The 22922-nt window shown below is 39.0% G+C and carries 18 protein-coding genes and 1 tRNA gene; 11 read left to right on the top strand and 8 right to left on the bottom strand.

The genetic code is table 11. The features are described 5' to 3' along the window. Window positions 1-15 precede the first annotated feature (15 nt). The 4 genes from queF to IAE20_RS04460 form a co-directional block, all read right to left on the bottom strand. The gene (queF, locus tag IAE20_RS04475) at window positions 16-831 is read right to left on the bottom strand and encodes an NADPH-dependent 7-cyano-7-deazaguanine reductase QueF (RefSeq protein ID WP_200459672.1); all 816 of its coding nucleotides are present in this window, start codon (window positions 829-831) and stop codon (window positions 16-18) included. Continuing rightward, window positions 828-1601, bottom strand: a complete 774-nt coding sequence (locus IAE20_RS04470) for an ABC transporter permease (RefSeq protein WP_200459671.1) — start codon at window positions 1599-1601, stop codon at window positions 828-830. The genes queF and IAE20_RS04470 overlap by 4 nt, the downstream gene beginning before the upstream one ends. Continuing rightward, window positions 1598-2536, bottom strand: coding sequence for an ABC transporter ATP-binding protein (locus IAE20_RS04465; RefSeq protein WP_200481234.1), 939 nt, complete (start codon window positions 2534-2536; stop codon window positions 1598-1600). Before IAE20_RS04465 ends, IAE20_RS04470 begins: the two co-directional genes overlap by 4 nt. A gap of 291 nt (window positions 2537-2827) precedes the next feature. Continuing rightward, window positions 2828-2904: transfer RNA gene (locus IAE20_RS04460), tRNA-Arg, on the bottom strand. Window positions 2905-3669: 765 nt separating this feature from the next. Here IAE20_RS04460 and IAE20_RS04455 point away from each other — a divergent pair. From IAE20_RS04455 to IAE20_RS04420, 8 genes are all read left to right on the top strand, one after another. Beyond that, entirely contained in the window at window positions 3670-4347 is a 678-nt protein-coding gene (locus IAE20_RS04455) for a GntR family transcriptional regulator (protein ID WP_200459669.1), read from the top strand. Window positions 4348-4426: 79 nt separating this feature from the next. Next, window positions 4427-5752 carry an NAD(P)/FAD-dependent oxidoreductase gene (locus tag IAE20_RS04450; protein ID WP_200481232.1) on the top strand — a complete coding sequence of 442 codons (1326 nt, stop codon included), beginning with the start codon at window positions 4427-4429 and terminating at the stop codon, window positions 5750-5752. A 170-nt stretch (window positions 5753-5922) separates the two neighbouring features. Continuing rightward, entirely contained in the window at window positions 5923-7254 is a 1332-nt protein-coding gene (locus IAE20_RS04445) for an MFS transporter (RefSeq protein WP_200481231.1), read from the top strand. Window positions 7255-7323: 69 nt separating this feature from the next. After that, entirely contained in the window at window positions 7324-8232 is a 909-nt protein-coding gene (locus IAE20_RS04440) for a dihydrodipicolinate synthase family protein (protein WP_200481229.1), read from the top strand. Continuing rightward, the gene (locus IAE20_RS04435) at window positions 8232-9737 is read left to right on the top strand and encodes an aldehyde dehydrogenase (RefSeq protein ID WP_200481228.1); all 1506 of its coding nucleotides are present in this window, start codon (window positions 8232-8234) and stop codon (window positions 9735-9737) included. The genes IAE20_RS04440 and IAE20_RS04435 overlap by 1 nt, the downstream gene beginning before the upstream one ends. A 146-nt stretch (window positions 9738-9883) precedes the next feature. Beyond that, window positions 9884-11056: a hypothetical protein gene (locus IAE20_RS04430; protein ID WP_200481226.1), complete on the top strand. Its 1173-nt coding sequence runs from the start codon at window positions 9884-9886 to the stop codon at window positions 11054-11056. A 154-nt stretch (window positions 11057-11210) separates the two neighbouring features. Then, window positions 11211-12098, top strand: coding sequence for an aromatic amino acid DMT transporter YddG (yddG, locus tag IAE20_RS04425; protein ID WP_200459663.1), 888 nt, complete (start codon window positions 11211-11213; stop codon window positions 12096-12098). A 165-nt stretch (window positions 12099-12263) separates the two neighbouring features. Beyond that, the gene (locus tag IAE20_RS04420) at window positions 12264-13592 is read left to right on the top strand and encodes an MFS transporter (RefSeq protein WP_200481224.1); all 1329 of its coding nucleotides are present in this window, start codon (window positions 12264-12266) and stop codon (window positions 13590-13592) included. Between the two features lie 77 nt (window positions 13593-13669). Here IAE20_RS04420 and yddG (IAE20_RS04415) read toward each other — a convergent pair whose 3' ends face one another. From yddG (IAE20_RS04415) to yddG (IAE20_RS04405), 3 genes are all read right to left on the bottom strand, one after another. Beyond that, a complete protein-coding gene (gene yddG, locus IAE20_RS04415; protein WP_200481223.1) occupies window positions 13670-14590 on the bottom strand; it encodes an aromatic amino acid DMT transporter YddG in 921 nt (306 codons plus the stop codon). A 183-nt stretch (window positions 14591-14773) separates the two neighbouring features. Then, window positions 14774-15826, bottom strand: a complete 1053-nt coding sequence (locus IAE20_RS04410) for a GlxA family transcriptional regulator (protein ID WP_200459660.1) — start codon at window positions 15824-15826, stop codon at window positions 14774-14776. Window positions 15827-16056: 230 nt separating this feature from the next. Further along, on the bottom strand, window positions 16057-16974 hold the full coding sequence (gene yddG, locus IAE20_RS04405) for an aromatic amino acid DMT transporter YddG (RefSeq protein WP_200481221.1): 918 nt from the start codon (window positions 16972-16974) through the stop codon (window positions 16057-16059). 272 nt (window positions 16975-17246) lie between these two features. On the opposite strand from yddG (IAE20_RS04405), the gene IAE20_RS04400 reads away from it, so the two are divergent. Further along, window positions 17247-18173, top strand: coding sequence for an ornithine cyclodeaminase family protein (locus IAE20_RS04400; RefSeq protein ID WP_200481220.1), 927 nt, complete (start codon window positions 17247-17249; stop codon window positions 18171-18173). Window positions 18174-18733: 560 nt separating this feature from the next. Further along, window positions 18734-19654, top strand: coding sequence for a LysR substrate-binding domain-containing protein (locus tag IAE20_RS04395; RefSeq protein WP_200481219.1), 921 nt, complete (start codon window positions 18734-18736; stop codon window positions 19652-19654). Window positions 19655-19725: 71 nt separating this feature from the next. Here the strand turns inward: IAE20_RS04395 and IAE20_RS04390 are convergent, their stop codons facing one another. Next, on the bottom strand, window positions 19726-21393 hold the full coding sequence (locus tag IAE20_RS04390; protein WP_200481218.1) for a BCCT family transporter: 1668 nt from the start codon (window positions 21391-21393) through the stop codon (window positions 19726-19728). Window positions 21394-21731: 338 nt separating this feature from the next. On the opposite strand from IAE20_RS04390, the gene IAE20_RS04385 reads away from it, so the two are divergent. Beyond that, complete coding sequence (locus IAE20_RS04385) at window positions 21732-22922, top strand: aromatic ring-hydroxylating oxygenase subunit alpha (RefSeq protein ID WP_200459655.1); 1191 nt, start codon at window positions 21732-21734, stop codon at window positions 22920-22922.

Genomic DNA, 22922 nt, shown 5'->3' with positions numbered 1-22922 from the left:
CCTCAATTATTCATTTTATTGTCGAGCCAATCGGATAGGGTTTGGCATCCATGACAAATCCGATACACGACATGGATTGATATCCAGTCCTCCACGACGTGTATATGTTGCATATACCATCAGCTTTTCGGGTTGCAGGTGAGTCCAGATATCGGCAAATATCTGTTCTACGCACTGCTCATGAAAGCCATTATGCTGACGATATGAGATAATATACGCCAAAATACTACGATAACAAGGCTTAACTCCTTGATAACGTATAAATACTGTGCCCCAATCAGGCTGTCCGGTAACGGGACAATTACTACGCAATAAATGTGAATAGAGAGTAACTTCCACATTGTCCTGCTGCTCTGTATCAAGTTTTAAAAGACCCGAATTTGGATGATTTTCCAGATGTTCAGGGATCAAATTATCGATACAGATACCTTGCGGCTTGGTAATCTCTAGCGCATCTACATCAAACAATTCAAGGGTAACTTTTGCATTGGCAGCTTGACTTAAATCTTGTTCTACAAGGTCAATTAAAGCTTGTCTAGAATCTAATTGATGAAAGTTCAAACTATTAAAATAAAGTTTGAGCGATTTAGACTCGATAAGATAGGGAGAGGTTGCAGGTAGAGTAATACGGCCGATTGCAACCTGAGGAATACCCATGGAGTTTAACCAAGATAGTTCAAAAACATGCCACCAGTCTTTGCCTTGTGAAATGCCCTGCAATTCTGCGTAATTTTCACGCGAAAGCGCACGGGCAATGGGGAATAAAACACTCGGCTGATATTCGGTTGGGTAGTCAGTTTCTTTACCCAATAAAGATTGTTCAACACTCATTCACGCATTCCTGAACCACGAGCTAATAAATAGTAGGCTACGGCGTATAAAACAGCACAGCAAATAGTGACGATGATGAGGGAAAGCGTTACATTGACATCGCTTTGCCCCAAAATGCCATAACGGAAAGCATTGACCATATAGACAATTGGATTGATCAACGATAAATTTTGCCAGAATTGTCCTAACGCGCTAATTGCATAAAATACACCGCCTAAATAAGTTAGGGGTGTAAGTACGAAAGTGGGAATAATTGAAATATCATCAAAGGATTTGGCATATACGGCATTAATGAAACCGCCCAGTGAAAATAAAAAAGAGGTCACTAAAACTGTATATATAGTCACAAACCAGTTGTGAATATAAAGGTCAGTAAAAAACAGACTCATAATGGTGACGATAATCCCAACCAGAACACCTCTACAGACGCCACCAATCACGTATCCCCATAAAATAAGATGTAAGGGCACAGGACTCATGATCAGTTCTTCAATGCTTTTTTGAAATTTAGCACTAAAAAAACTAGATGATACATTGGCATAACTATTGGTAATGATGGCCATCATAATAAGACCGGGAACAATGAATTGCATATAGCTGAAACCCGCCATTTGTCCCACACGAGAACCGACCAGATTACCAAAAATAATAAAATACAAACTCATGGTAATCGCTGGTGGTAATAAAGTTTGAGGCCAAATGCGCATGAAACGACGAATTTCTTTACGAACCAGCGTCCAAAGTGCAGTTTGTAATTGTGTAAAATTCATGATGCTGCTCCTTGAAGATTTTTTTCGACCATTTTGACAAATAGTTCTTCAAGGCGATTAGATTTATTACGCATACTACGGACAGTGATTCCCTGAGCTTCTAAAAGTTGAAAAAGATCATTGAGCGAATGGGCCTTATCCATCGTGACTTCTAAAGTCATGGAATCAATTTGGTTAAATCGAACTCCAATAATATTAAGGCCATTCAATGGCTCGATTGGATAAGCCAAATCAAAAATAAATGATTCTTCACTGAGTTGATTCAGGAAGTTTTTCATGGAGGTATCTTCTTTGATTACACCGCGATCAATAATGGCAATCCGACGGCATAGCATTTCCGCTTCTTCTAGATAATGCGTAGTAAGAATGATGGAGGTTCCATTATTATTCATTTCGACCAAAAAATCCCACATCGAACGTCGAAGTTCAATATCAACTCCCGCAGTAGGTTCATCTAGAATCAATAACTTGGGTTCATGCATCATGGCGCGGGCAATCATGAGACGACGTTTCATACCGCCTGAAAGCATGCGTGATTGCACATTACGTTTTTCCCAAAGACCTAGTTTTTCTAGATAATGTTCTGCACGTTGTTCAGCCAGTTTCTGTGGAATGCCGTAGTAACCTGCTTGTGTTACTAAAATATCAAAAGTTTTTTCAAATTGACCGAAGTTAAACTCTTGAGGAACGACACCTAAACATTGTTTGGCGTGAGATGGATGGGTATCCAGATCATGTCCAAAAATTTCTACCGTACCTGACGTTTTTTTAGTCAGTGAACTAATAATACTGATAGTCGTTGATTTCCCCGCACCATTTGGCCCTAAAAGTGCATAAAATTCGCCTTCAGGAACGGTTAAATCAATTCCTTTAAGTGCCTGAAATCCATTGCGATATGTCTTTGACAAATCGTGTAACTTCAATGCATCAGTCATGAAAATCTCACAATACGAAATAATAGCGGTATTTTGATCGATCTGAAAACATAAGCCAAGTGTATTAATAGGATTTAGTCGAACTAAATTTGCAACGATATGAATAACGACTATATTTTTTGTAGCGCGATTAATTTTAGGTTAAAGACGTTTTGAATAAAAAAAGGGGAAAAACAAATTAAATATTTATAAATTATATTTTATAGGGCGAATATGACCCAAAACGTTTCTTGATGCTTTGAAAAAAGTGCAATTAGAGCTCAATCAATAAAATGCACTAAGTATAAAAAATGGTGCGCTCGGCGGGGATCGAACCCACGACCCCAGGCTTCGGAAACCTGTACTCTATCCAACTGAGCTACGAGCGCATGCGAGGCACATCATAGGCAAAAAAACTCGGCGGGTAAAGTAGATAAACGCTCATATTCGTATTTATGTTTAATTAATCATCACTTTAAAAGGGGTATAGACGAGCTATCTATATTTTAGACGAAGAAAGTTAGAACTCGAATCGTTGTTAAAAGAGACTCTAGATCGTGCGAGTATCTTTGTCTTACGGTATTCGCAAGGTACTTCATTGGTAAAAAAGCAATTGAACGGCGCGAGATCTATGTCTTTTACTTTGTCTAAAGTAGAAGGCAGCTATTCAAGTATATTTCGATTTCTATAATGGAGTTATTTCGATGGGCTATCTCCACTCTATTTAGGTAAGGTCTTGCTGATGTGGTACTTCATTTTTCTGTCCTCATAGCTTTTATTTGAGTTAAATCTAAACAGGATTTTATTGCTCTTTGTTTCGCTATACGCCTTATTTTAATTTTAGAAAGTTTAGCGCAAACTTAAGACGTAGTGTTGCACTGCGTTTGATGTTTTAGAAATAACAGAGCGTACAAGGCTTTTATTCTTAAATTATTTATAAATAAAACATATGCTTATGTAGTTTGTTTTGAATTTTGGCATGTTCTAAATTTCAAAGTATAAAATTGGCAAATTTATTCTATCTTCTGTCCTTTTTATTATCTTTTTTCATTGTCGACACACTGTATTATTTGGGAAATAGAAAGTTATACACATTGTAGACATTTCTATTAGGTGAAAAATGAGCTTAGGCTTATAGGGATGGAGTGGTGATTATGGATAAGAAAATACGATTAGCCGAAACATTAAAACGCCGCATTATTAGTATGGAATTGGCACCCGGCGCTATTGTCGATGAAATATCTTTAAGTGAAGAGTTTGGAATTTCCAGATCACCAGTTCGTGAACTTATACGCCAAATGGCAGCTGAAGGTTATCTGGAGCTTGAAGCAAATCGCGCAGCTCGAGTTTCTTCAATGAGCCACCAATCTTTACGTAATTTCTTTCTAGCTGCACCCCTAATTTATATTGCGACGACGCAGTTAGCTGCCATTAATGCTAATCCAGTTGAGATTCATCAATTAAAAGAGATTCAGAGGCGATTTCGTCAAGCGATTGATGACAATGATTTGGAAGGCCGTGTCTATTATAACAACCAGTTTCATTTGGAAATAGGGAAAATTGCACAAAATGCTTATCTGTTGCCAAGTTTGGAACGCTTACTGATTGATCATGCACGATTAGGAAAAATTTTCTATCGTCAGCCAAGTTCAACCGATATGCAGGAAGATCTCGATACAGCAGTTCTTCAACATGACCAGATTATTGATGCTATTGAGCGTCATAACGCAGGTGAAGCTGGAGAGTTAATCCGCGTTCATATGGATTTATCTCGCCGTCGAATGACTGAATATGTGGTTCCAGTAGGTATTGATGTTCCACTTGCTTATTAATAAAAGCCAGACCTTGTACACATAATATTTTCGCTTACAGGATAAGTAAGTGGGTGGAAACTATAAATGGAGTTTTGAAATGACTAAAGTTACAGCTTTACCTGCTGACGACCAGCAATGTGGGTGGTATCACCTTAGCCCAAAAAGAAAGGTTAAATCTGCTCATAAAGGTAAGAGTACAGCGCGTTGGGCAATTATTGGCGCAGGGTATACAGGTCTAGCTGCAGCCCGTCAATTGGCATTGCATTTCCCAAATGATGAAGTGATTTTGATCGAAGCTCAGGAGGTTGGCTTTGGGACAGCAGGGCGAAATGCAGGTTTTGCTATTGATTTACCTCATGATATTGGTGCAGAAGACTATATTGGTGATATAGATATTGCCAGAACAACGCTCAAATTAAATTTATTAGGTCAGTCTATTTTGCATAATTTAGTAAATAAACATTCGATTGATTGTCATATGCGTCCAAGTGGTAAATATCAAGGTGCGGTCGAAGATCGTGGAATTAAAGTTCTCGAAGCCTATCAGCGTGGTTTAGACAAATTAGGGCAAGACTACCAGGTGATTAATGGTTCTCAATTGCCAAGTCATATTGGAACAACATTTTATAAAAAAGCTTTGTTTACCCCAGGCACAATGTTGCTTCAGCCATCAGCATTAGTGAAAGGATTGGCAGATAGTTTGCCGCCAAATGTAACGCTTTATGAAAATACGGCCATTACTGAGGTTGAATATGGAAGCAACGTTGTTTTAAAGCACGACCACGGCCAAATTATGGCGGATAATTTGATTCTGGCAAATAATGCGTTTGGTCAGCGTTTCGGTCTTCCACAAATCAAGCGCACCATGTTGCCGGTGTTTTTGTATGCCAGTATGACCCGTCCTTTAACAGTCCGTGAGCAAGCCGAATTGGGTGGTAAGGATTTTTGGGGAGTGATTCCATCCGACCCGTTTGGCAGTACTGTTCGTCGTACTCATGATCATCGTATTTTAATTCGTAACAGTTTTAGTTTTAACCCAAATGGAAAACCAAAACCTCACTGTTTGCAGCGTTTTATTTCCAAGCATCAACGTTCGTTTGACAATCGTTTTCCCATGTTGCCAGACGTTAAATTTGACTATACATGGAGTGGCTCGCTGGCATTGTCGCAAAATCATAAAGGCTTTTTCGGACAACTTGCGCCGAATGTCTATGCTGCGTTGTGCTGTAACGGTCTAGGAATTACTCGCGGAACAGTAACAGGAACTTTGTTGGCAGACTGGATCTCAGGCCAACGCAATGATCTGATTGATTTTCTTTTAGAAACGTCAGGTCCAAATAAAGTCCCACCTGAGCCTTTTTTATCGATCGGTGTAAATGCGACCTTGTGGTGGGGGCAAAGAAAAGCCGGTCTGGAAGAGTAAATTGAATTTAATGAAATTCTTGATTTTTGATTAAGTTAATTCGGTAAAACAGCGTATTTAAGCTTTAGACAGCGAAATTGAATTTTTAGTTTCGCAAGGGCTGTTCAACCTTAAATTTCGTAATTGTGTAGGAAACACATCCACTTGGTGGACGAGTATTGGAGATAAAAATGACAACGAATCATGTATCAATTGATGATGTGCCGTTAAATGGCTTCCATCAGTTGTTGAGTATCCGCACGGGTGGTGGCTGGTTACTTGATGGTTATGTCCTCAGCATTATTGGAGTAGCGCTTATGCAGCTCTCTGCTGAATTGCATTTAACTAATTTCTGGCAAGGCATGATTGCTGCTTCAGCCCTTATAGGTATTTTCTTTGGCGGCTTCCTTGGAGGTTGGATGGGAGGTTTTCTAGGTCGAAAAAAATTGTATTTTGTGGCCCCCGTTTTATTTACCGTTTGTTCACTTACTCAGCTTTGGGTTGAGTCTGGAATGATGCTGTTCCTATGTCGTTTTATTATCGGTGTCGGTGTTGGATTTGAATATACAGCAGGTGGGTCATTATTGGCTGAATTTTTACCGAAACAGGCACGCGGCCCTCGTTTAGCAATGCTTACGATTATGTGGTTCGTGGGCGCTGCTTTAGCCTATATCGTTGGAAATATTCTTCTAACTAGTGGTCATAACGAAGCTTGGCGTTTAGTGTTAGCAAGTCCAGCCATCATAGGTATTTTATTAATTTTAATTCGAATTGGTACGCCTGAGTCACCACGTTGGTTAATTAGTAAAGGCCGTACAGCTGAAGCTGAAGCCATTATCAAAAAAGTTTATGGTCCATCATTTTCACTCGCAAATATACCTGCTCAAGCCCCTGAAAAATCAATGTCTTTTACTGAAGTGCTTGCTTCGGGTTATGGCAAGCGTGTGTTTTTTTGCTCCATGTTTTGGGCGTGTTCGGTTATTCCTGTATTTGCAGTCTATGCATTTGCACCACGTGTTTTAGATGCACTTCATTTAAAAGGCGAGTGGGCTGCATATGGTTCAGTCATTATTACCTTACTGTTTGTCGTGGGATGTGTGGTTGCAACACGTTTAATCAACACCATGGGGCGCCGAAAAATGGTCATCCAAAGCTTTTTATGGTCAGGTCTCGCTTTGCTTGGATTGGGTCTTTTTTCTGACAGTTCACAACTCCTTATTTTGGTTTTGTTTGGACTGTATGCCTTATTTATTGGCGGCGCACAAGTATTACAACTGGTCTATCCAAATGAACTTTTCCCCACAGAAATCCGTGCTGTCGGGGTGGGAATGGGGACGTCATTCTCTCGTATTGGCGCTGCTGTTGGAACATGGCTTGTACCGATGTCTTTAGACAGCATTGGTATTGGCAACACTATGTTTGTTGCGGCTGGCGTGACCCTTGTTGGTCTGATGGTTTCAATTGCTCTGGCTCCTGAAACTCGTGGCTTAAGCCTTGAAGAAGCAACTGCTTTAAATCATTAACAACCTTGAGTTTGTCATTAATCAATCAAATGACGAAACAAATACTACTCTTGATATGGAGAAATTATCATGACATTTTTTGAAGGTATCTATACACCCGCCATTACTCCTTTAACGGCTGATGGTTCAATTGATAAAGCTGCATTTGCTGAAGTCTTAGAATATTTGATCGATGCAAAAGTACACGGGATTATCGTAGCGGCAACTACAGGCGAATATTATGCGCATACCGCTCAAGAACGGTATGACCTCGCTAAATACGCAAAAGATGTTATAGGTTCACGCACTTCATTTATGGTGGGTACTGGAGCCATTCGTACTGAAGATTCAGTTGAATATGCAAAAGTTGCTAAGGAAATTAAAGCAGACAGTATTTTAGTGACTATTCCCCCTTATGCATTGCCTACGGAAAAAGAAGTCGCTACTCATGCTTTAACAATTGATAAAGCAGCCAATTTACCCGTCATGTTCTATAACTATCCAGCACGTATGGGTGTAAGCATGGGTAAAGCGTTTTTTGATGCGGTATTTGCGGAGTCAAAGAATTTTGTAGGGATTAAAGAAAGTTCTGGTGATATGAACCAGTTACATATGCTGGCACGTCACTATCCTGACTTCGATATTTCATGTGGTTGGGATGATCAGGCACTTGAATTCTTTGCATGGGGTGCACGTAGTTGGGTTTGTGCGGGTTCAAATTTTGTGCCTCGCGAGCACATTGCTCTTTATGAAGCGTGTGTACTTGAAAAAGACTTTGATAAAGGTCGCCGTATCATGACTGCTATGCTGCCATTGATGGATTTCCTCGAAACGGGTCATTTTATTCAATGTATTAAATATGGCTGTGAGCTTAATGGTCTAAAAACAGGCGGTGTGCGTGCGCCATTACAAGAGATGGATGTAGAAAAAAAACAAGCATTCAAAATCATTGTAGATGCACTTAAACGTGATGTTGCAGCCATTACAGGAGGTGCATAATGTCTGGACTTTTAACCGCTTCGGAATATGCGAAAATTGCTCAAAATCTTGTATTTCCTACGCAAGCATTTATTGATGGTCAGTTTCAGGCATCAATATCAGGAAAAACCTTTAACACCACTAATCCTGCAACGGGTGAATTACTTGCTGAAATTACCGCATGTAATCATCAAGATGTAGATCATGCTGTTTCAAAGGCCAAGGCCGCTTTTGATGATGGTCGTTGGCACCGCTTATCGCCGAATGAGCGTAAGCAGGTTTTACTCAAGTTCGCCGATCTTTTAGAACAAAACACGGTTGAACTGGCAGTTATGGAAAGTTTGGACAGTGGTAAACCTGTCAGTGAATGTCAGTTAACAGATGTACCTGAAATGATCCATACTATCCGTTGGCATGCCGAGCTTATTGATAAAATTTATGACAGTACTGCACCTGTAGGCTCAGATACTCTATCGCTTGTGGTACGTGAAGCAATTGGTGTGGTAGGACTGGTTTTACCTTGGAATTTTCCACTTTTAATGTTGGCATGGAAAATTGCACCTTCTTTAGCTGCTGGGTGTTCAGTGGTGATTAAACCTGCCAAAGAAACCACACTGACAGCACTTCGCGTCGCTGAATTAGCTATTGAGGCAGGTATTCCAGCAGGTGTATTTAATATTTTACCTGGCGGTGGACGTGAAGTAGGGGAACCATTGGGAAGGCATATGGATGTCAACATGGTGAGCTTTACAGGATCAACTGAAACAGGTCGTTTATTCTTAAAATATGCTGCCGAATCGAATCTAAAACGTATTGTTCTTGAATGTGGTGGGAAAAACCCTGCTGTTGTTATGAATGATGTAGAAGACTTGGATCAAGTTGCACAACATATTGTAAATGGTGCTTTTTGGAATATGGGTGAGAACTGTTCTGCATCTTCACGTTTGATTGTACATTCGGATGTAAAAGATGAATTGCTTGGTTTGATCGGTGTACATCTGAATGACTGGAAAATGGGCAATCCACTTGATCCAGAAAATAAATTGGGTTCGATGGTGAGCAAATCACATTATGAAAAAGTGAAATCTTACATTGATCAGGTAAAAACTGAAAAGCAAAACATCGTTTTCGGAGGCAATACTGAAAAAGATATTTTTGTTCAGCCAACGGTAGTGGATGGCATTAAGGCAACCGATACTTTATTTAAAGAAGAAGTCTTTGGCCCCATTCTGTCAGTCACAACATTTAATACAGTGGATGAAGCGATTGCGCTGGCAAATGATTCTGTTTATGGCCTCGCTGCTTCGGTTTATACCAGCAACTTACGTCATGCCCTCAAACTTTCACGTGCGATTCGGGCCGGCGTAGTGACGGTAAACTGTTTCGGCGAAGGGGATATTACGACACCTTTTGGTGGTTATAAAGAATCAGGCTTTGGTGGTCGCGATAAATCAATTTGGGCACATGACCAATACACAGAATTAAAAACCATTTGGATTGATGTATCTGAACCCGAGATTCATTAAAAATCCTGAAAAATTTTCTGTAGTTCTTAAGCTTTTGGTTCGAAATGAGCCAAAGCTCAATCTCATATAAATGAAGTAATTCGAAAACAAAAAAGTTTTTGAAGGGATAATTTTTTTCAAAAATTCATTTAAATAAGGAAATGTAAATGAATAAAGTTTCTAACAAAGTGGGAATAAGTCTACTGGTTATGGGAGCATCATTTCCAGCTTTTGCTGAAGTGACATTTGGAGACCCTAACAGTGAATTAGGTGCTGTAACGATTTCAGGTGCCTTACGTGCCAATTATCAAGATAAAGAATATAGTGAAAGCTCATCCGACCAGAAAATAAAATTTGATGCGGCTATTTTAAAATTAGGCTATGAATCCCCAGACTGGTTTGGGAAAGCGGAATATCGTTGCTATCAGTACGATAAATTTTGTGACTTTTCAACTCTGGTTTATGGGTATGCAGGATATCACCTGAATTCAACCGATAACATCACTGTGGGGGTACAACCCATTCCATTTGGACCAGGCCGTTTCTGGGATACTAGCTTTTATGCGGGTCTCAATAACACCATGGGCTTACAGGATGTTTCCAATTTAGGGGCGAATTACCATGTTGAATTGGCCACTGCGACCAAAGTGGATTTAGCCTACTTTGCAACGGATGGAGGAAACTACCACGGGGCAAGTCAAGATTCAGCGCGTTATACCGCCAATGTTGTGAAGTCCGCTGATCCATTAAAAACTGATCTAAATGAAAAAAACATGTGGATGGCGAGGGTGGATCAGGATCTTAAATTTTTAAGTGGAGATGATTTAAACATATCGGTGGGAGGAGGTTACTGGTATTCCGATATTGAAAACAAGAAAACGGCTGAGGATGGAAATAGAAATACATGGGCGATATTTAATCGAATTCGCTATAAAAATTTAAATATTGTTTTTACGGGTGGCAGGCAATCGATCAGTAATCAAGACAAACTCAGTCCCCAAGCTTCCACCTTTGGATCGTTTGATAGCGAATATGACATGGCGAACAAGGGCTATTTCTACACTGTGGATACCAGTTATAGCTTTAAAAATGTAGGTGATTTACTCAATGTGACACCGTATTTGGTATTGAGTGGATTTGACAAGAAAGAACCAGGCTTTGAAAACTCGCAACGCAACATCATTGGCGTGGCATGGGACTATAAAAAAGTATCGTTATATACCGAATACGTGATGAGTAAGAATGACCCCTTTGTAGGAGGAACAAGGAGTTCACTTGCCGAAGGGGATGATGGCAAATGGAACAAGCTGCTGAATTTAATGCTGGTTTATAACTTTTAAGGACTCTCTTTAAAAGATTACAGCTTATTCACAAGTTGATCCTAATAATCCAAAACATAATGGTGTTTCCATGCCAGAAATGATCAGTACGTAAAGATATAACAGCAGTTTGGCTGCTCTAGTTCTGATGTGAATTTGATAAGTGATGAAAGATATGACAAGCAAAAGACATGCAACGCTCATTGGACTAGTTGCCGTTTTATTATGGAGTTCCATTGTTGGACTGATTCGTAGCGTAAGCGAAAGTCTTGGAGCAACAGGTGGTGCTGCAATGATATATAGCGTTGCTTCTATTTTTCTTTTATTTACAGTTGGTTGGCCTAAACTTAGGGAATTTCCTAAACGTTACTTAATTTGTGGAAGCATTTTATTCGTAAGTTATGAGCTATGTCTTTCCTTGTCGATTGGTTATTCAAATACCAGCCGACAAGCCATTGAAGTGGGGATGGTCAACTATTTGTGGCCAGCTCTCACCATGGTCTGTGCAATTTTATTTAATCAGCAAAAATCAAATTTACTGATCATTCCCGGTTTTATGATTGCCATTTTGGGAATTTGTTGGGTGCTGGGTGGCGATCAGGGGCTGGATATGTCAAGTATGTTAAATAATATCAAAGATAATCCTTTAAGTTATGGTCTGGCTTTTTTCGGGGCATTGATCTGGGCGGCTTACTGTACAGTTACTGCCAGAATTGCACAGGGAAAAAATGGGGTCACTTTATTCTTTATACTTACTGCGTTGGCTTTATGGATCAAATATTTCTTATTTGGTGGGGCAGCCATGCATTTTGATTTACACGCCATTATTTATCTGGCGTTAGCAGCAGCGGCCATGGGCTTTGGTTATGCGGCATGGAACGTAGGAATTTTACATGGCAATGTAACAGTTCTTGCAGGTGCATCTTATTTCATCCCCGTATTCTCGGCTGCGCTTGCCGCACTAGTATTGCGTACTCCACTGTCAATCTCATTTTGGCAAGGCGCCGGAATGGTGTGTATAGGTTCTATTTTGTGTTGGTTAGCTACCCGACAGAAACGCTAAAAATCTAAATTTAAATCTGTAAGTTTTAAACAAAAACGAGAGTCTTAAAAAAACTCTTGAAGGGAACTTTTGCCTGAAAAATGGAGTCTAACGAAATATTGATCGAAATAAGGTTCATATTTGACGGTTCTATCGACTCAGGCATAAAAATGAAGAGGGAAATAGATGAATCAATCCGTGATATCTGTAGAAGATGCGCCATTGAATGCATTTCACAAACGACTCACAATTACAGTCGGTGGTGCATCATTAATGGATGGTTATATTTTAAGTATTATTGGCGTCGCTTTGGTTCAAATGACAGCTAATTTGCATTTGAGTAATTTTTGGCAAGGCATGATTGCGACTTCTGCTTTATTGGGAATTTTTGCAGGGGGACTATTTAGTGGCTGGCTAACCGATAAATTTGGTCGCCAAAAAATTATTTTTGTAGCACCTATTATTTTTCTCATCTGTTCAGTTTTACAATTCTGGATAGATTCTCCATTGGCAATTTTTGGTTTGCGTTTTTTCATTGGGATAGCCATTGCTATTGATTATTCGGCTGCAACCAGTTTGTTCGTTGAATTTGTACCTAAAAAATATCGTGGTTCGCGCTTGGCTGGTTTTACCATTTTATGGTTTGCTGGTGCAGCCATGGCTTATATTTTTGGCGACATTATTATCCGTGTAATGGGAGATCAAGGCTGGAGGTGGGCATTATCAAGCTCAGTTATTATCGGTGGGTTTTTATTATTATCCCGATTGGGCACAGTTGAATCAGCACGCTGGCTCATCACGAAAAATAAGAGAGATAACGCTGAAGCAATTATTAAAAAAGTCTATGGTAATGATTTTTCTCTGGCCAATTTACCCAAAGAACCCACAACTGCAAAGCTCTCGTTAGCAGATATGTTGCGTATGGGATATGGGAAGCGTCTGATGTTTGTCATTATCTTTTGGACATGTGCAATTATTCCTGTGTTTGCTGTCTATGCTTTTGCACCCAAAGTGTTGGCTGCATTAAAACTACAAGGTGATTGGGCGGCTTATGGTTCGGTGGCCATTACTTTATTGTTCGTAATTGGTTGTATCATTGGGACTAAACTTATTGATGTGTTAGGCCGCCGTAAAATGCTGATTCATAGCTTTTTGTGGTCAGGGCTGGCATTACTTGGCCTTGGCACTTTTTCTTCTTCTTCGGAAATGGTGGTATTGGTATTTTTTGGTGCCTATGCCTTATTCATTGGGGGAGCTCAAGTGTTAGAACTGGTTTATCCGAATGAGATTTTCCCAACGGAACTACGACCTTATGCAATGGGTTGGGCTGTATCGGCAACACGTATTGGTGCTGCGATAGGGACTTTTCTCGTTCCGATGTCACTGGAAACAATTGGTATTGGAAACACCATGTATGTGGCAGCGGCAGTTACACTGATTGGGCTTATCGTATCAATTGCGTGGGCACCAGAGACTAAATCGAAAGATCTCTCGGAAGCGGCAGCCTTAAATTAAGCTATTAGAAAATTTCAAAGATAGGTGGGACACAGGGCAAGCGTTGTGTCCTACGCACTAAATTAATATTCTCTCATTCAAAATTGAAGAAGCTTTCTAAAGAAAGGTTTAATTGCAATCCAGTTGCTTGAAAGCCAACAAATAAAGGAACCTAATGTGACTAGTATTGTACCTTGCCAAAATGTAACAGGTAGCTCTGTATTCAGTAAAAACATTGCCAAGACAGAAGAGATAATTGGGGTAAAATAAGAAGCGACCACTAGAATTGTGATATTGCCGTGAATAATTCCAATGTTCCAAGCGGCATACCCCAGACCAACTGCTGAAGCAGCCAATAAAAGGTATAGTGATAAACTAAGATCAAACGTTGGCATCACTAATTGATGAGTCAGCCCTAACTTTAACCACAATGTGAGCGCGACCCCAATAAAAAAAATCGAGATGGGATTCTGTCCGTTACTCATTTTTCTGGTTACTACACAATAAAATGCCCAGATAATGGCACCTGAAAGCGCTAAAACATAACTTAGAGGATTATCTTTTAAATTGGTGACAACGCTTTGGGCACTAAATGAATCATTACCGGTCTGAATATATATAATGCCACTAATGGAAACGAACAATCCGAGTAAAATCAGCAGATTGAACTTTAATTCTTTGAAAATTACAAAAGCCAAAATAGTAAGGCTTGGCCATAAATAATTTACAATACTCACCTCAATAGCTTGCTGTGAGGTTTTAGAATAGGCAATGGCAAAGGAAAAACAAAGCTCATATACAATAAAAAGTGTAGTTGCAACAATTAAATATTTTTTTGAAATCAGTTTTAAATTTGGGAATCTAAAAATTGCTAAAACAATCAGCGCACTAAACGTATAGATTAATGTAATGCTCATGTTCGGGCCAAGGATAGCGCTTATATATTTCACTAAGCCCACCATGGATGCCCACATGACAATCGCGCTTAGGCCGATAAGTGTTGCTAGATTTTTAGACATAAAAATTCAATTAGAGGCAGGAAAATGGCAAGAAATGGGTGAGAAAGCTTAATAAAGCCGTACAGAATAAAAGAAAGCTGAGAAATCGGGTAGCATGATTAGGACTGAATATAGAAAATAGCTGCACTGAGTTGTATTTTAACGATTGAAAGACCTGAAAATACTTTAATTTTATAACATTTATTATTTCAGTTTTTCTACCTCGTGGCGCCGTTTTCTATAAGCAAATGGTGTTTCACCATATTGTTTTTTGAACCAGAGAATAAAATGTGAACCATCGGAAAAACCACATTCAGCAGCAATATTCGTAATGTATGCACTTGTATTTGCCAGTAATTTACGTGCATGTTCCAATCTTAAGCGACGCCAATAATTGGCTGGGGGTTCGTTGGTGTTGGCAATAAAAGCACGATGTAATTGTCGAGGACTCGTGTTTACATGTTCAGCGACTTCTTTTAGCGTGATATGCGCACTAAAGTTTTCGCTCATAAATGCGATGGCTTTAGAGACCATATTATTTTCATAAGTCGCAGGATTCTCTAGCGCCGTTATTTGTTTTTCTGTTGTCGTGGTCTTTTTACCGTTAATCAATAAGTAATCCAGACTTTTTTGTGCACGAATTTCACCACAATGTAGCCGAATTAAGTCAGCGGCCAAATCAATCGCAGTACCACCCGGGCAGGTAAAGACTCCCTGATCTTCAATATAATGCTGTTCGACCAACGTGATGGCTTTAGGAAAACGCTCTACAAATTCATCTCGGGTGGTAAAGTGAATGGCACACTTACGACCATCGAGCAAGCCTGCATTGCCCAAAACAAAGCATCCAGAACACAGGGCAATAATCGGGATTTTCGCACTATGGAGAGCCTGCAAGGTTTCCAGTAGGTATTTGGGTGGTTCACGAGTTTCGCTTAATAGTCCTCCTGCAATAATAATATAATCATAATTTTGCTTGAGTTCTTTTAAATCCATTTCTTTCGTGGGATTGACGGATAAACCACAACTGGCATTAACGGGCTGATTGTTATACGTCATCCAGTCCCATTTACAATAAATTTGCAGGCTTCTAAAAGATTGATCCGCAGCGAACCTAAGCGATTCGACAAAACCAGAAACGGGCGCTAGAGTAAATTTATCCATAAGGATAAAACCGACACGCAGGTCTGGTTTAATTTTTGCGAGGCTTTCTTGCGTAGGAGAAACCTCATCATAAGCATTAGATAAATGCTTCATATTTTTCACCGTCAAGATCCATAAGCGCCGTGTTAAGTCAAAATGATTTACTTGTTTTATTGAATTAACGATCCAGTATAAGCCCCTATTTTAGCAGGAGTTGATGCAAGCTTTCTGTAAAAATATGAGTTCAATAGTTCTAGATGGTTGCTCCAATACGGGAGTTTTGCTAGCAAATGAGTTTTGTTTTTAATCCTTGCAAAGCGGTTTGTTTGCATGAAATAAATAGGTTAGTTCCTTAATTTCTTTAAAAGTAGTTGAAGACTTTCCCAATTGGTTGATAGCCAGCAAATAAAGGAACCCAGCGTGACCATAGCCGTCCCTTGCCAGAATATCGTAGAAAGATGAGTTTGGAGGACAAACATGGCGATCACAGAAGAAATAACCGGAGTAAAATATGAAGCAATCACAAGCACAGGGATATTGCCATGAATGATGCCGATATTCCACGCGGCATAACCTAAGCCTACAGCGCAGCCCGCGCACAGGATATAGAGAAACGTCATTGGATCATGTGGAAAGATCAGTGGCTCATGAGTTAAAAATAGTTTTAACCAGAGAGTTAGCGCAAGAACAATAAAAAACACGGAAATCGGGTTATGTCCATTACTCATTTTTTTGGTTACCACACAATATGTGGTCCAGGTAATGGCCGAGAAAAATGCTAAAATATAGCTGACAGGGTTTGACTGTAGGTTTGTTATGATGCTTTTAAAACTAAAACCGTTGCTACCCGTTTGAATAAAAATAATTCCGCTGATTGATAAAATTAAACCTAAAATAATAAACAAGTTAAATTTTAATTCTTTAAAAACTACAAAAGCAAAAATCGTCAGGCTTGGCCATAAATAATTAATAATACTCACTTCAATAGCTTGCTGGCTGGTTTTAGTTAAGGCAATCGCAAAGGAAAAACAGAGTTCACATACTGCAAAAAGTAAAGTGGAAAAAATCAAATATTTTTTAGAAATTTTTTTAAAATCTGGCCATTTAAAAATTGTAAAAACAAGCGCAGCACTACAGCTAAAAATTAAAGTAATGCCTAAAGCAGGGCTAATCCCTGTACTCACTTGCTTGATCAGACCCACCATGGAAGCCCACATGATGATGGCACTCAGGCCAATCAAAGTCGCAATATTTTTAGACATAAACAGATAATCAACTCCACATTATAAAAAATAACACACAGAGAGGCCGAAAATAGATACAAAGATAAAGTCGACCCAAATAAGGCGATATATTACTTAGGACAATATATATAATATTCGATTTTTTTCGATGAAATTAGTTAAAACATTCATGATAAAAAATTAATATTGGGGTGACTTTATGGATTTTTTCTATTTATATTATTTAAAGAGTAGAAATTTATTTAAAGAGTAGAAATTGAAAACATGGATATGAAGGTAAAATAACCATTATGAACTTTTTAAATTATGAACAAGCCAAAAATGCGATCAACTGGCATGAAGCCGTAAATGCAATACGTCAGGGGCATCTTTTGCCTCGAGCCCATTTACATGATGTACTGATTGGGCCAGCAGAAGCCATGTTACTCAACCGTACAGCACGAATTGAAGGTCTGGGGTATGGCGTCAAAGTTGAATCAGTATTTAATGAAAACGCCAGTAAAGGATTACCCAATACACATGGTGCAGTTTTGGCTTATTCTCCAGAAAATGGGGTATTACGTGGGGTGATCGATAGCCATATTATTACGGATTTTAAAACTGCCGCAGATTCAGTATTAGCAGCCAGTTTACTGGCACGTCCAGAAAGTAACCATCTGGTTATTATTGGCGCGGGTCGGGTAGCAAAAAATCTGGCACAAGCTTACAGTGCATTGTTTCCTGAACTCAAAAAAATATCGATTTGGGCTCGTCAAATAGAACAAGCCAAAAAGTTGGTTGACGAATTAAAGCTGCTCAGTTTACCTGCTCAGGTGGCAACTAACCTGCCTGATACATTGGCAACAGCTGACATAGTTTCAAGTGCCACTATGGCAAAACAGCCTGTTGTTTTAGGCAAATGGATTCGTGCTGGTACGCATGTTGATTTGATTGGTGCATTCACAGCAGATATGCGTGAAGCTGATGATGAATTGATGGCACGAGCTCAACTTTATGTCGACAATCTAGAAACGACTAAAAATGTCGGGGAACTTACCATTCCAATGAACGCTGGAATGATTCCTGCTGATCATGTATTAGGCGACCTTTATGATTTGGTCGCGAAAGGTCAGTTTAATACTGTGCAGGGTCACGGTATTACAGTGTTTAAGAATGGAGGCGGTGCACATCTCGATTTGATGATTGCAGACTGCGTATTGAAGAAATTAGGATTATAAATAAGCTAAATGAAGAGAGAGAATTTTTCTGGAACATTTAGTTTATTCTTTTCGTACTGCATAGAAGGCTGGGAATTGAACAATTTCTAGTCTTCTAGATATCGACATAGTTTCATTTTGAAGTTGTTTAAAATGCTTTTGGGCGCAGCTTACAACGCTATACATGAGGCTTAGTTTGATTGTAAAATTTCTATGTAATCAAGCCTATATACATTTAAAATTTTTATAATTTCTTTTTTAATCCGTTCTTTTCATTTTCAAAATACTAAAAAATGATTCTGGGGTAACATTCTCGATCTTAGAGTTTTTTTGGCATTTACCTTTTAACTTAAATGAAGAATGCATGAGAAAAACTCATGAGATTTATAGTTTTTCTCACTTTTTATTGTTTTGCGTTTATGACATTTTATTCAGAATAAAATTCCCACCAAATCACTTGGATAATCCAATACAACTCAGATAGAGGATAGAACTAAATACTTCATCATATTTTATAATGAGAATTTTGATTCTAAATCAAAATTATTAATAGGGAAGTACAGGACAAATGAGGAGTGTCCATGAAAATTAAACCATTGCCACCCATGAATAGCTTAATTGTATTCGAGGCAGCTGCACGCCATCTGAGTTTTACTCAGGCGGCAAATGAACTCAATGTAACTCAAGGTGCAATTAGCCGCCAAATTCGACAGCTAGAAGAATATTTAGGTAAAGAGCTATTTGTGCGGGCAAATCGCAATATTTCTTTAACTCCCGCGGGTTTACAGTATTATCACACGATCTATAGTGCATTGTTAAATGTAGCTCAAGCGACAGCTGAAATTAAAAAATGGCAGGGAGAACATCAAGTTACGGTGGTAACTACGAATGCAATGGCTGCCCTTTGGCTATTACCTAAAGTGGCAAATTTTCAGCAGAACGAAGGTATCGATTTGAGGATATTAACTACAGAAAATATTCTTGATCTACACAAGATGGACTATGATCTAGCCTTATTTTATTGCAAAGTTCCTCCTACGAATATGAAGGTCACTCCTTTATTTCCTGAGGAAGTTTTTCCTGTATGTAGTCCTAGTTATCTTGCACAATTTCAAGAAAAAACTTTGGATAATATTTTTGGAAAAAGTTTACTATCTTTAGATGAATCCCAAAAAGATTGGATTAATTGGGCAGAATGGTTTGCATTGGTTGGATATCCGATGTTTAAACCGAAAAGCCGAGTGAATATCAATAATTATCCTTTATTAATTCAAGCTGCAATTAATGGTCAGGGTGTGGCTTTGGCATGGAGTTCTTTAGTTGATGAATATTTGCAGAATGGAGCTTTGGTTCGTCCCGTAGAGACGGTGTTAAGAAGCAATGCAAACTTTTGTATGTTAGAGCCCTCTGATAGGGGAATGATTCCTTCAAGTGTAAAACAGTTTCGCCATTGGTTATTAGGTCAACTGCCAGGACAAGTCGGGCAAAAAGGTTTAAGTTAAATCTATATCAGTCTCATAAAATAAAAACAGGGATCCTCAAGATCCCTGTTTTTATTGAACGTTTTTGTGGTTCAATTTTCAGGGGTTTCTATAGATTCTTTGACTGTCTTGAACTCACATGGACGTAAATGTTCAGGCATCATGACCCATGCTTGAGGGTCTTGGCGTAGACTCTTGATGAGTGAAAAACACATAATACCAAGCAAAATTGAGATAGGAAAACCAGCAATCACACAGGCTGTTTTAATGGCAGAAAGTCCACCAGCCAATAATAAACCGCCACTAATTAAAGGAATAATAATTGCCCATGTTAAACGAACTCCGACAGAGGGATTAGTTGAGCCATTGGTGTCCAGAAAACACAATACCAGTGCACCTGAGTTTGCAATGGTAATAATATGGATGGATAAAAGCAGACATAACAATGCGCTTAAAAATAGGGTTACTGTGTGATCGGTGGACAAGTGATCAAAGAATACGAAAACGGCACGGGCAGGATCTTGCTTAGTTGCTTGAGTAATCGTGATCTCATGATTTACTGTTGTAGCCGGTTTTACAATCGGAGCTTGGGTTGCACTAATGACCATTTCTTGGCTTTGTGCTTGATGGTTATTTTTTTCGATTTTAAGTGCTGCACCGCCAAAAGCTGCAATCCAGATAAAAGTGAGTAAGGTAGGTGCTGCTAATGAACCTAGAATAACTTCGCGAATGGTGCGACCTCGAGAAATACGAGCGATAAAGAGTCCAACAAATGGCGCCCAAGTCATCCACCAAGGCCAATAATAAGCGGTCCACCAACTTTGCCAAGCTGTATCTTTTTGCGCATCACTCCATAGACTCATTCCAATAATATTTTGTAGGTAGTCCCCTAAACCTTCAAAAAAACTATTAAAAATATAACGCGTGGAACCAATTAAAATAACTGCAATAACAAGAAAGTAAGATAAAATCATATTGCCTTCAGCAATAATTTTAAAACCTTTACTAATTGTTGAAAGGAGAGATAATGTCGCAAATACACCTAAAATCAGCACTAAAAGTAATTGGATTTTAACGTCAATATTTATACCAAAACTATGATTCAAGCCCACATTAAGTTCTAAAATACCCATACTAATGGCTTGAGAAACACCAAATGCGGTCAAAACAATAGTGACAATATCTACAAAATTTCCAATCGGACCGTAAATTTTATCACCAATAAAAGGATATAGAACTGAACGGCAAGCCAGAGGTAAATCTTTACGATAACCAAAATATCCTAACGCAACCGCAGATAAAGAAAATAATGCCCAAGGGTGCAATCCCCAATGGAAGAATGTCAGTTGCATTGCCATGCGTGCAGATTCATCAGAAAAATCTTTGGTAAAGGGGTTATTTGCATAATGGCTGATAGGTTCAGCAACTGACCAAAACATTAAACCGATGCCCATACCGCATGAAAACAACATGCAAATCCATGCAATGTTACTGTATTCGGGTTTTTCGTTATCTTTACCGAGACGAATGTGCCCAAAACGACTCATACATAGATAAATAAGAAAAGCTAATAAAAAAGTCGCTAAAAAAAGTAAATACCATTTTGCATTGGTCAGTAAGGTATTGGAAATCATTCCAAAATATTCACCTGCCTGTTTTTCAAAGAAAATACAAAAAGCAATGAAGAGAAATAATAATACTTTGGAAACAATGGCAACAGTAGGATTTAATCCCGATGGGGATTTTGTTGTTGTACGCATAACTCCTCCTTGGATGCGCTCAGAAACGAACTGCCTGTTCGCTGCTGTAATATGCAGATGGTAAAGAGTAGTGATGAGCGCAACTAAAGCTCAACTGATTTATTATCATTCATTAATGAGTTTTTATCATGCACAAACTTTGAAAATAAGCGTGAATCTAACTTCAAGAAATACTATCTAGCATCCATGATAAAAACTCATAGATACCTAGCTTAAAAGTCGTTTGTCAGTTTTAAAGACGTTTACCACAATCTCCATTAAGCAGCACAGGGTGCTAACTCATAGTTAATACCGACGCAGGGAGTTCTGCGTTATTGAAAATAAATGGAGATTATCAAATGAATAGTCAAGTTAACCCGCAATTGATTTCGGTTCAACAAATCGACAATGTTTTAAACCCCATTAATGAATCCAATGGTATGCCAAATTTGGCTTATACCAGTGATACATATTTTAATTTTGAGCGTGACAATATCTTAAGTAAAACTTGGGTATGTGTCGGTTTTGCTTCGGATTTACCTAAAAATAATTATGTAAAACCTTTAAATTTTATGGGAATGCCACTGGTCATGATGCGAAATCGTGATGGACTGGTACAAGTTTTTCATAACGTCTGTAGTCATCGTGGTATGCAACTTGTTCATGATGAGGGTGCAATTGAAGGTGTGATTCGTTGCCCATATCACTCTTGGAGTTATGACCTTAATGGCAATTTAAAAGGCACACCGCATGTGGGTGGAATTGGTCAGCACAAAGATGAACGTTTTAAATGTGAGAAACATGGCTTGAAAGCACTCCGCTCAGCGATCTGGATGGATATGGTGTTTGTCAATATTTCTGGTGATGCTTTAACCTTTGACCAGCATATTGCGCCCCTAGTGGAACGTTGGAAACCTTTTCTTGGGGAAAATGGTTTAGCGTTGATTCGTAGTAGTAAAGTCGGCTCACATTTTGAGCTTCCTGTAAAAAGTAACTGGAAATTGACGGTTGAAAATTATTGTGAAGCCTATCATTTGCCGTGGGTGCACCCTGCTTTAAATACGTATTCAAAGCTTGAAGATCACTACAATATTATGTTTGAAGATCGGTTCGCTGGTCAGGGCAGCTATAAATACAACCTATCAGCAACAGCAGGAACACATTTACCTAAATTTCCAAGCTGGCCAGAAGATCAATTGCGTCATGCCGAGTATGTGGCAGTGTTCCCAAATGTACTGTTAGGTATTCAGGCAGATCATGCTTTTGCCATGATGATCGACCCGATTGCGCCTGAACAAACCATTGAAAAGCTACGTTTGTATTATGTAGGCGATGAATCTCTAAATGCTGAATATGATGAATGTCGTAAAGCCACGTTGGAATCATGGAAAGTCGTTTTTGCTGAAGACGTTTTTGCAGTTGAAAGCATGCAAAAAGGTCGTCATTCACCAGGATTTGGTGGTGGCGTGTTCTCTCCTGAAATGGATTTACCGACACATTTTTTTCAAAAATGGTTAGCCGCACAAGCTAAAACAGCGTTGGAGGCATAA

The organism is Acinetobacter sp. S54, assembly GCF_016624945.1.
Classification (GTDB): domain Bacteria; phylum Pseudomonadota; class Gammaproteobacteria; order Pseudomonadales; family Moraxellaceae; genus Acinetobacter.
This window is presented reverse-complemented; position numbering and strand designations above follow the sequence as displayed.

Excerpts from the sequence above, each read along its gene's own strand:
- IAE20_RS04400 (WP_200481220.1), top strand. The coding sequence starts at position 17,247 with ATGAACTTTTTAAATTATGAACAAGCCAAAAATGCGATCAACTGGCAT.
- yddG (WP_200481223.1), bottom strand. The coding sequence starts at position 14,590 with ATGTCTAAAAATCTAGCAACACTTATCGGCCTAAGCGCGATTGTCATG.
- IAE20_RS04410 (WP_200459660.1), bottom strand. The coding sequence starts at position 15,826 with ATGAAGCATTTATCTAATGCTTATGATGAGGTTTCTCCTACGCAAGAA.
- IAE20_RS04445 (WP_200481231.1), top strand. The coding sequence starts at position 5,923 with ATGACAACGAATCATGTATCAATTGATGATGTGCCGTTAAATGGCTTC.
- IAE20_RS04435 (WP_200481228.1), top strand. The coding sequence starts at position 8,232 with ATGTCTGGACTTTTAACCGCTTCGGAATATGCGAAAATTGCTCAAAAT.
- yddG (WP_200481221.1), bottom strand. The coding sequence starts at position 16,974 with ATGTCTAAAAATATTGCGACTTTGATTGGCCTGAGTGCCATCATCATG.
- IAE20_RS04395 (WP_200481219.1), top strand. The coding sequence starts at position 18,734 with ATGAAAATTAAACCATTGCCACCCATGAATAGCTTAATTGTATTCGAG.
- IAE20_RS04455 (WP_200459669.1), top strand. The coding sequence starts at position 3,670 with ATGGATAAGAAAATACGATTAGCCGAAACATTAAAACGCCGCATTATT.
- IAE20_RS04420 (WP_200481224.1), top strand. The coding sequence starts at position 12,264 with ATGAATCAATCCGTGATATCTGTAGAAGATGCGCCATTGAATGCATTT.
- IAE20_RS04390 (WP_200481218.1), bottom strand. The coding sequence starts at position 21,393 with ATGCGTACAACAACAAAATCCCCATCGGGATTAAATCCTACTGTTGCC.
- IAE20_RS04430 (WP_200481226.1), top strand. The coding sequence starts at position 9,884 with ATGAATAAAGTTTCTAACAAAGTGGGAATAAGTCTACTGGTTATGGGA.
- IAE20_RS04385 (WP_200459655.1), top strand. The coding sequence starts at position 21,732 with ATGAATAGTCAAGTTAACCCGCAATTGATTTCGGTTCAACAAATCGAC.
- IAE20_RS04465 (WP_200481234.1), bottom strand. The coding sequence starts at position 2,536 with ATGACTGATGCATTGAAGTTACACGATTTGTCAAAGACATATCGCAAT.
- IAE20_RS04450 (WP_200481232.1), top strand. The coding sequence starts at position 4,427 with ATGACTAAAGTTACAGCTTTACCTGCTGACGACCAGCAATGTGGGTGG.
- yddG (WP_200459663.1), top strand. The coding sequence starts at position 11,211 with ATGACAAGCAAAAGACATGCAACGCTCATTGGACTAGTTGCCGTTTTA.
- queF (WP_200459672.1), bottom strand. The coding sequence starts at position 831 with ATGAGTGTTGAACAATCTTTATTGGGTAAAGAAACTGACTACCCAACC.
- IAE20_RS04470 (WP_200459671.1), bottom strand. The coding sequence starts at position 1,601 with ATGAATTTTACACAATTACAAACTGCACTTTGGACGCTGGTTCGTAAA.
- IAE20_RS04440 (WP_200481229.1), top strand. The coding sequence starts at position 7,324 with ATGACATTTTTTGAAGGTATCTATACACCCGCCATTACTCCTTTAACG.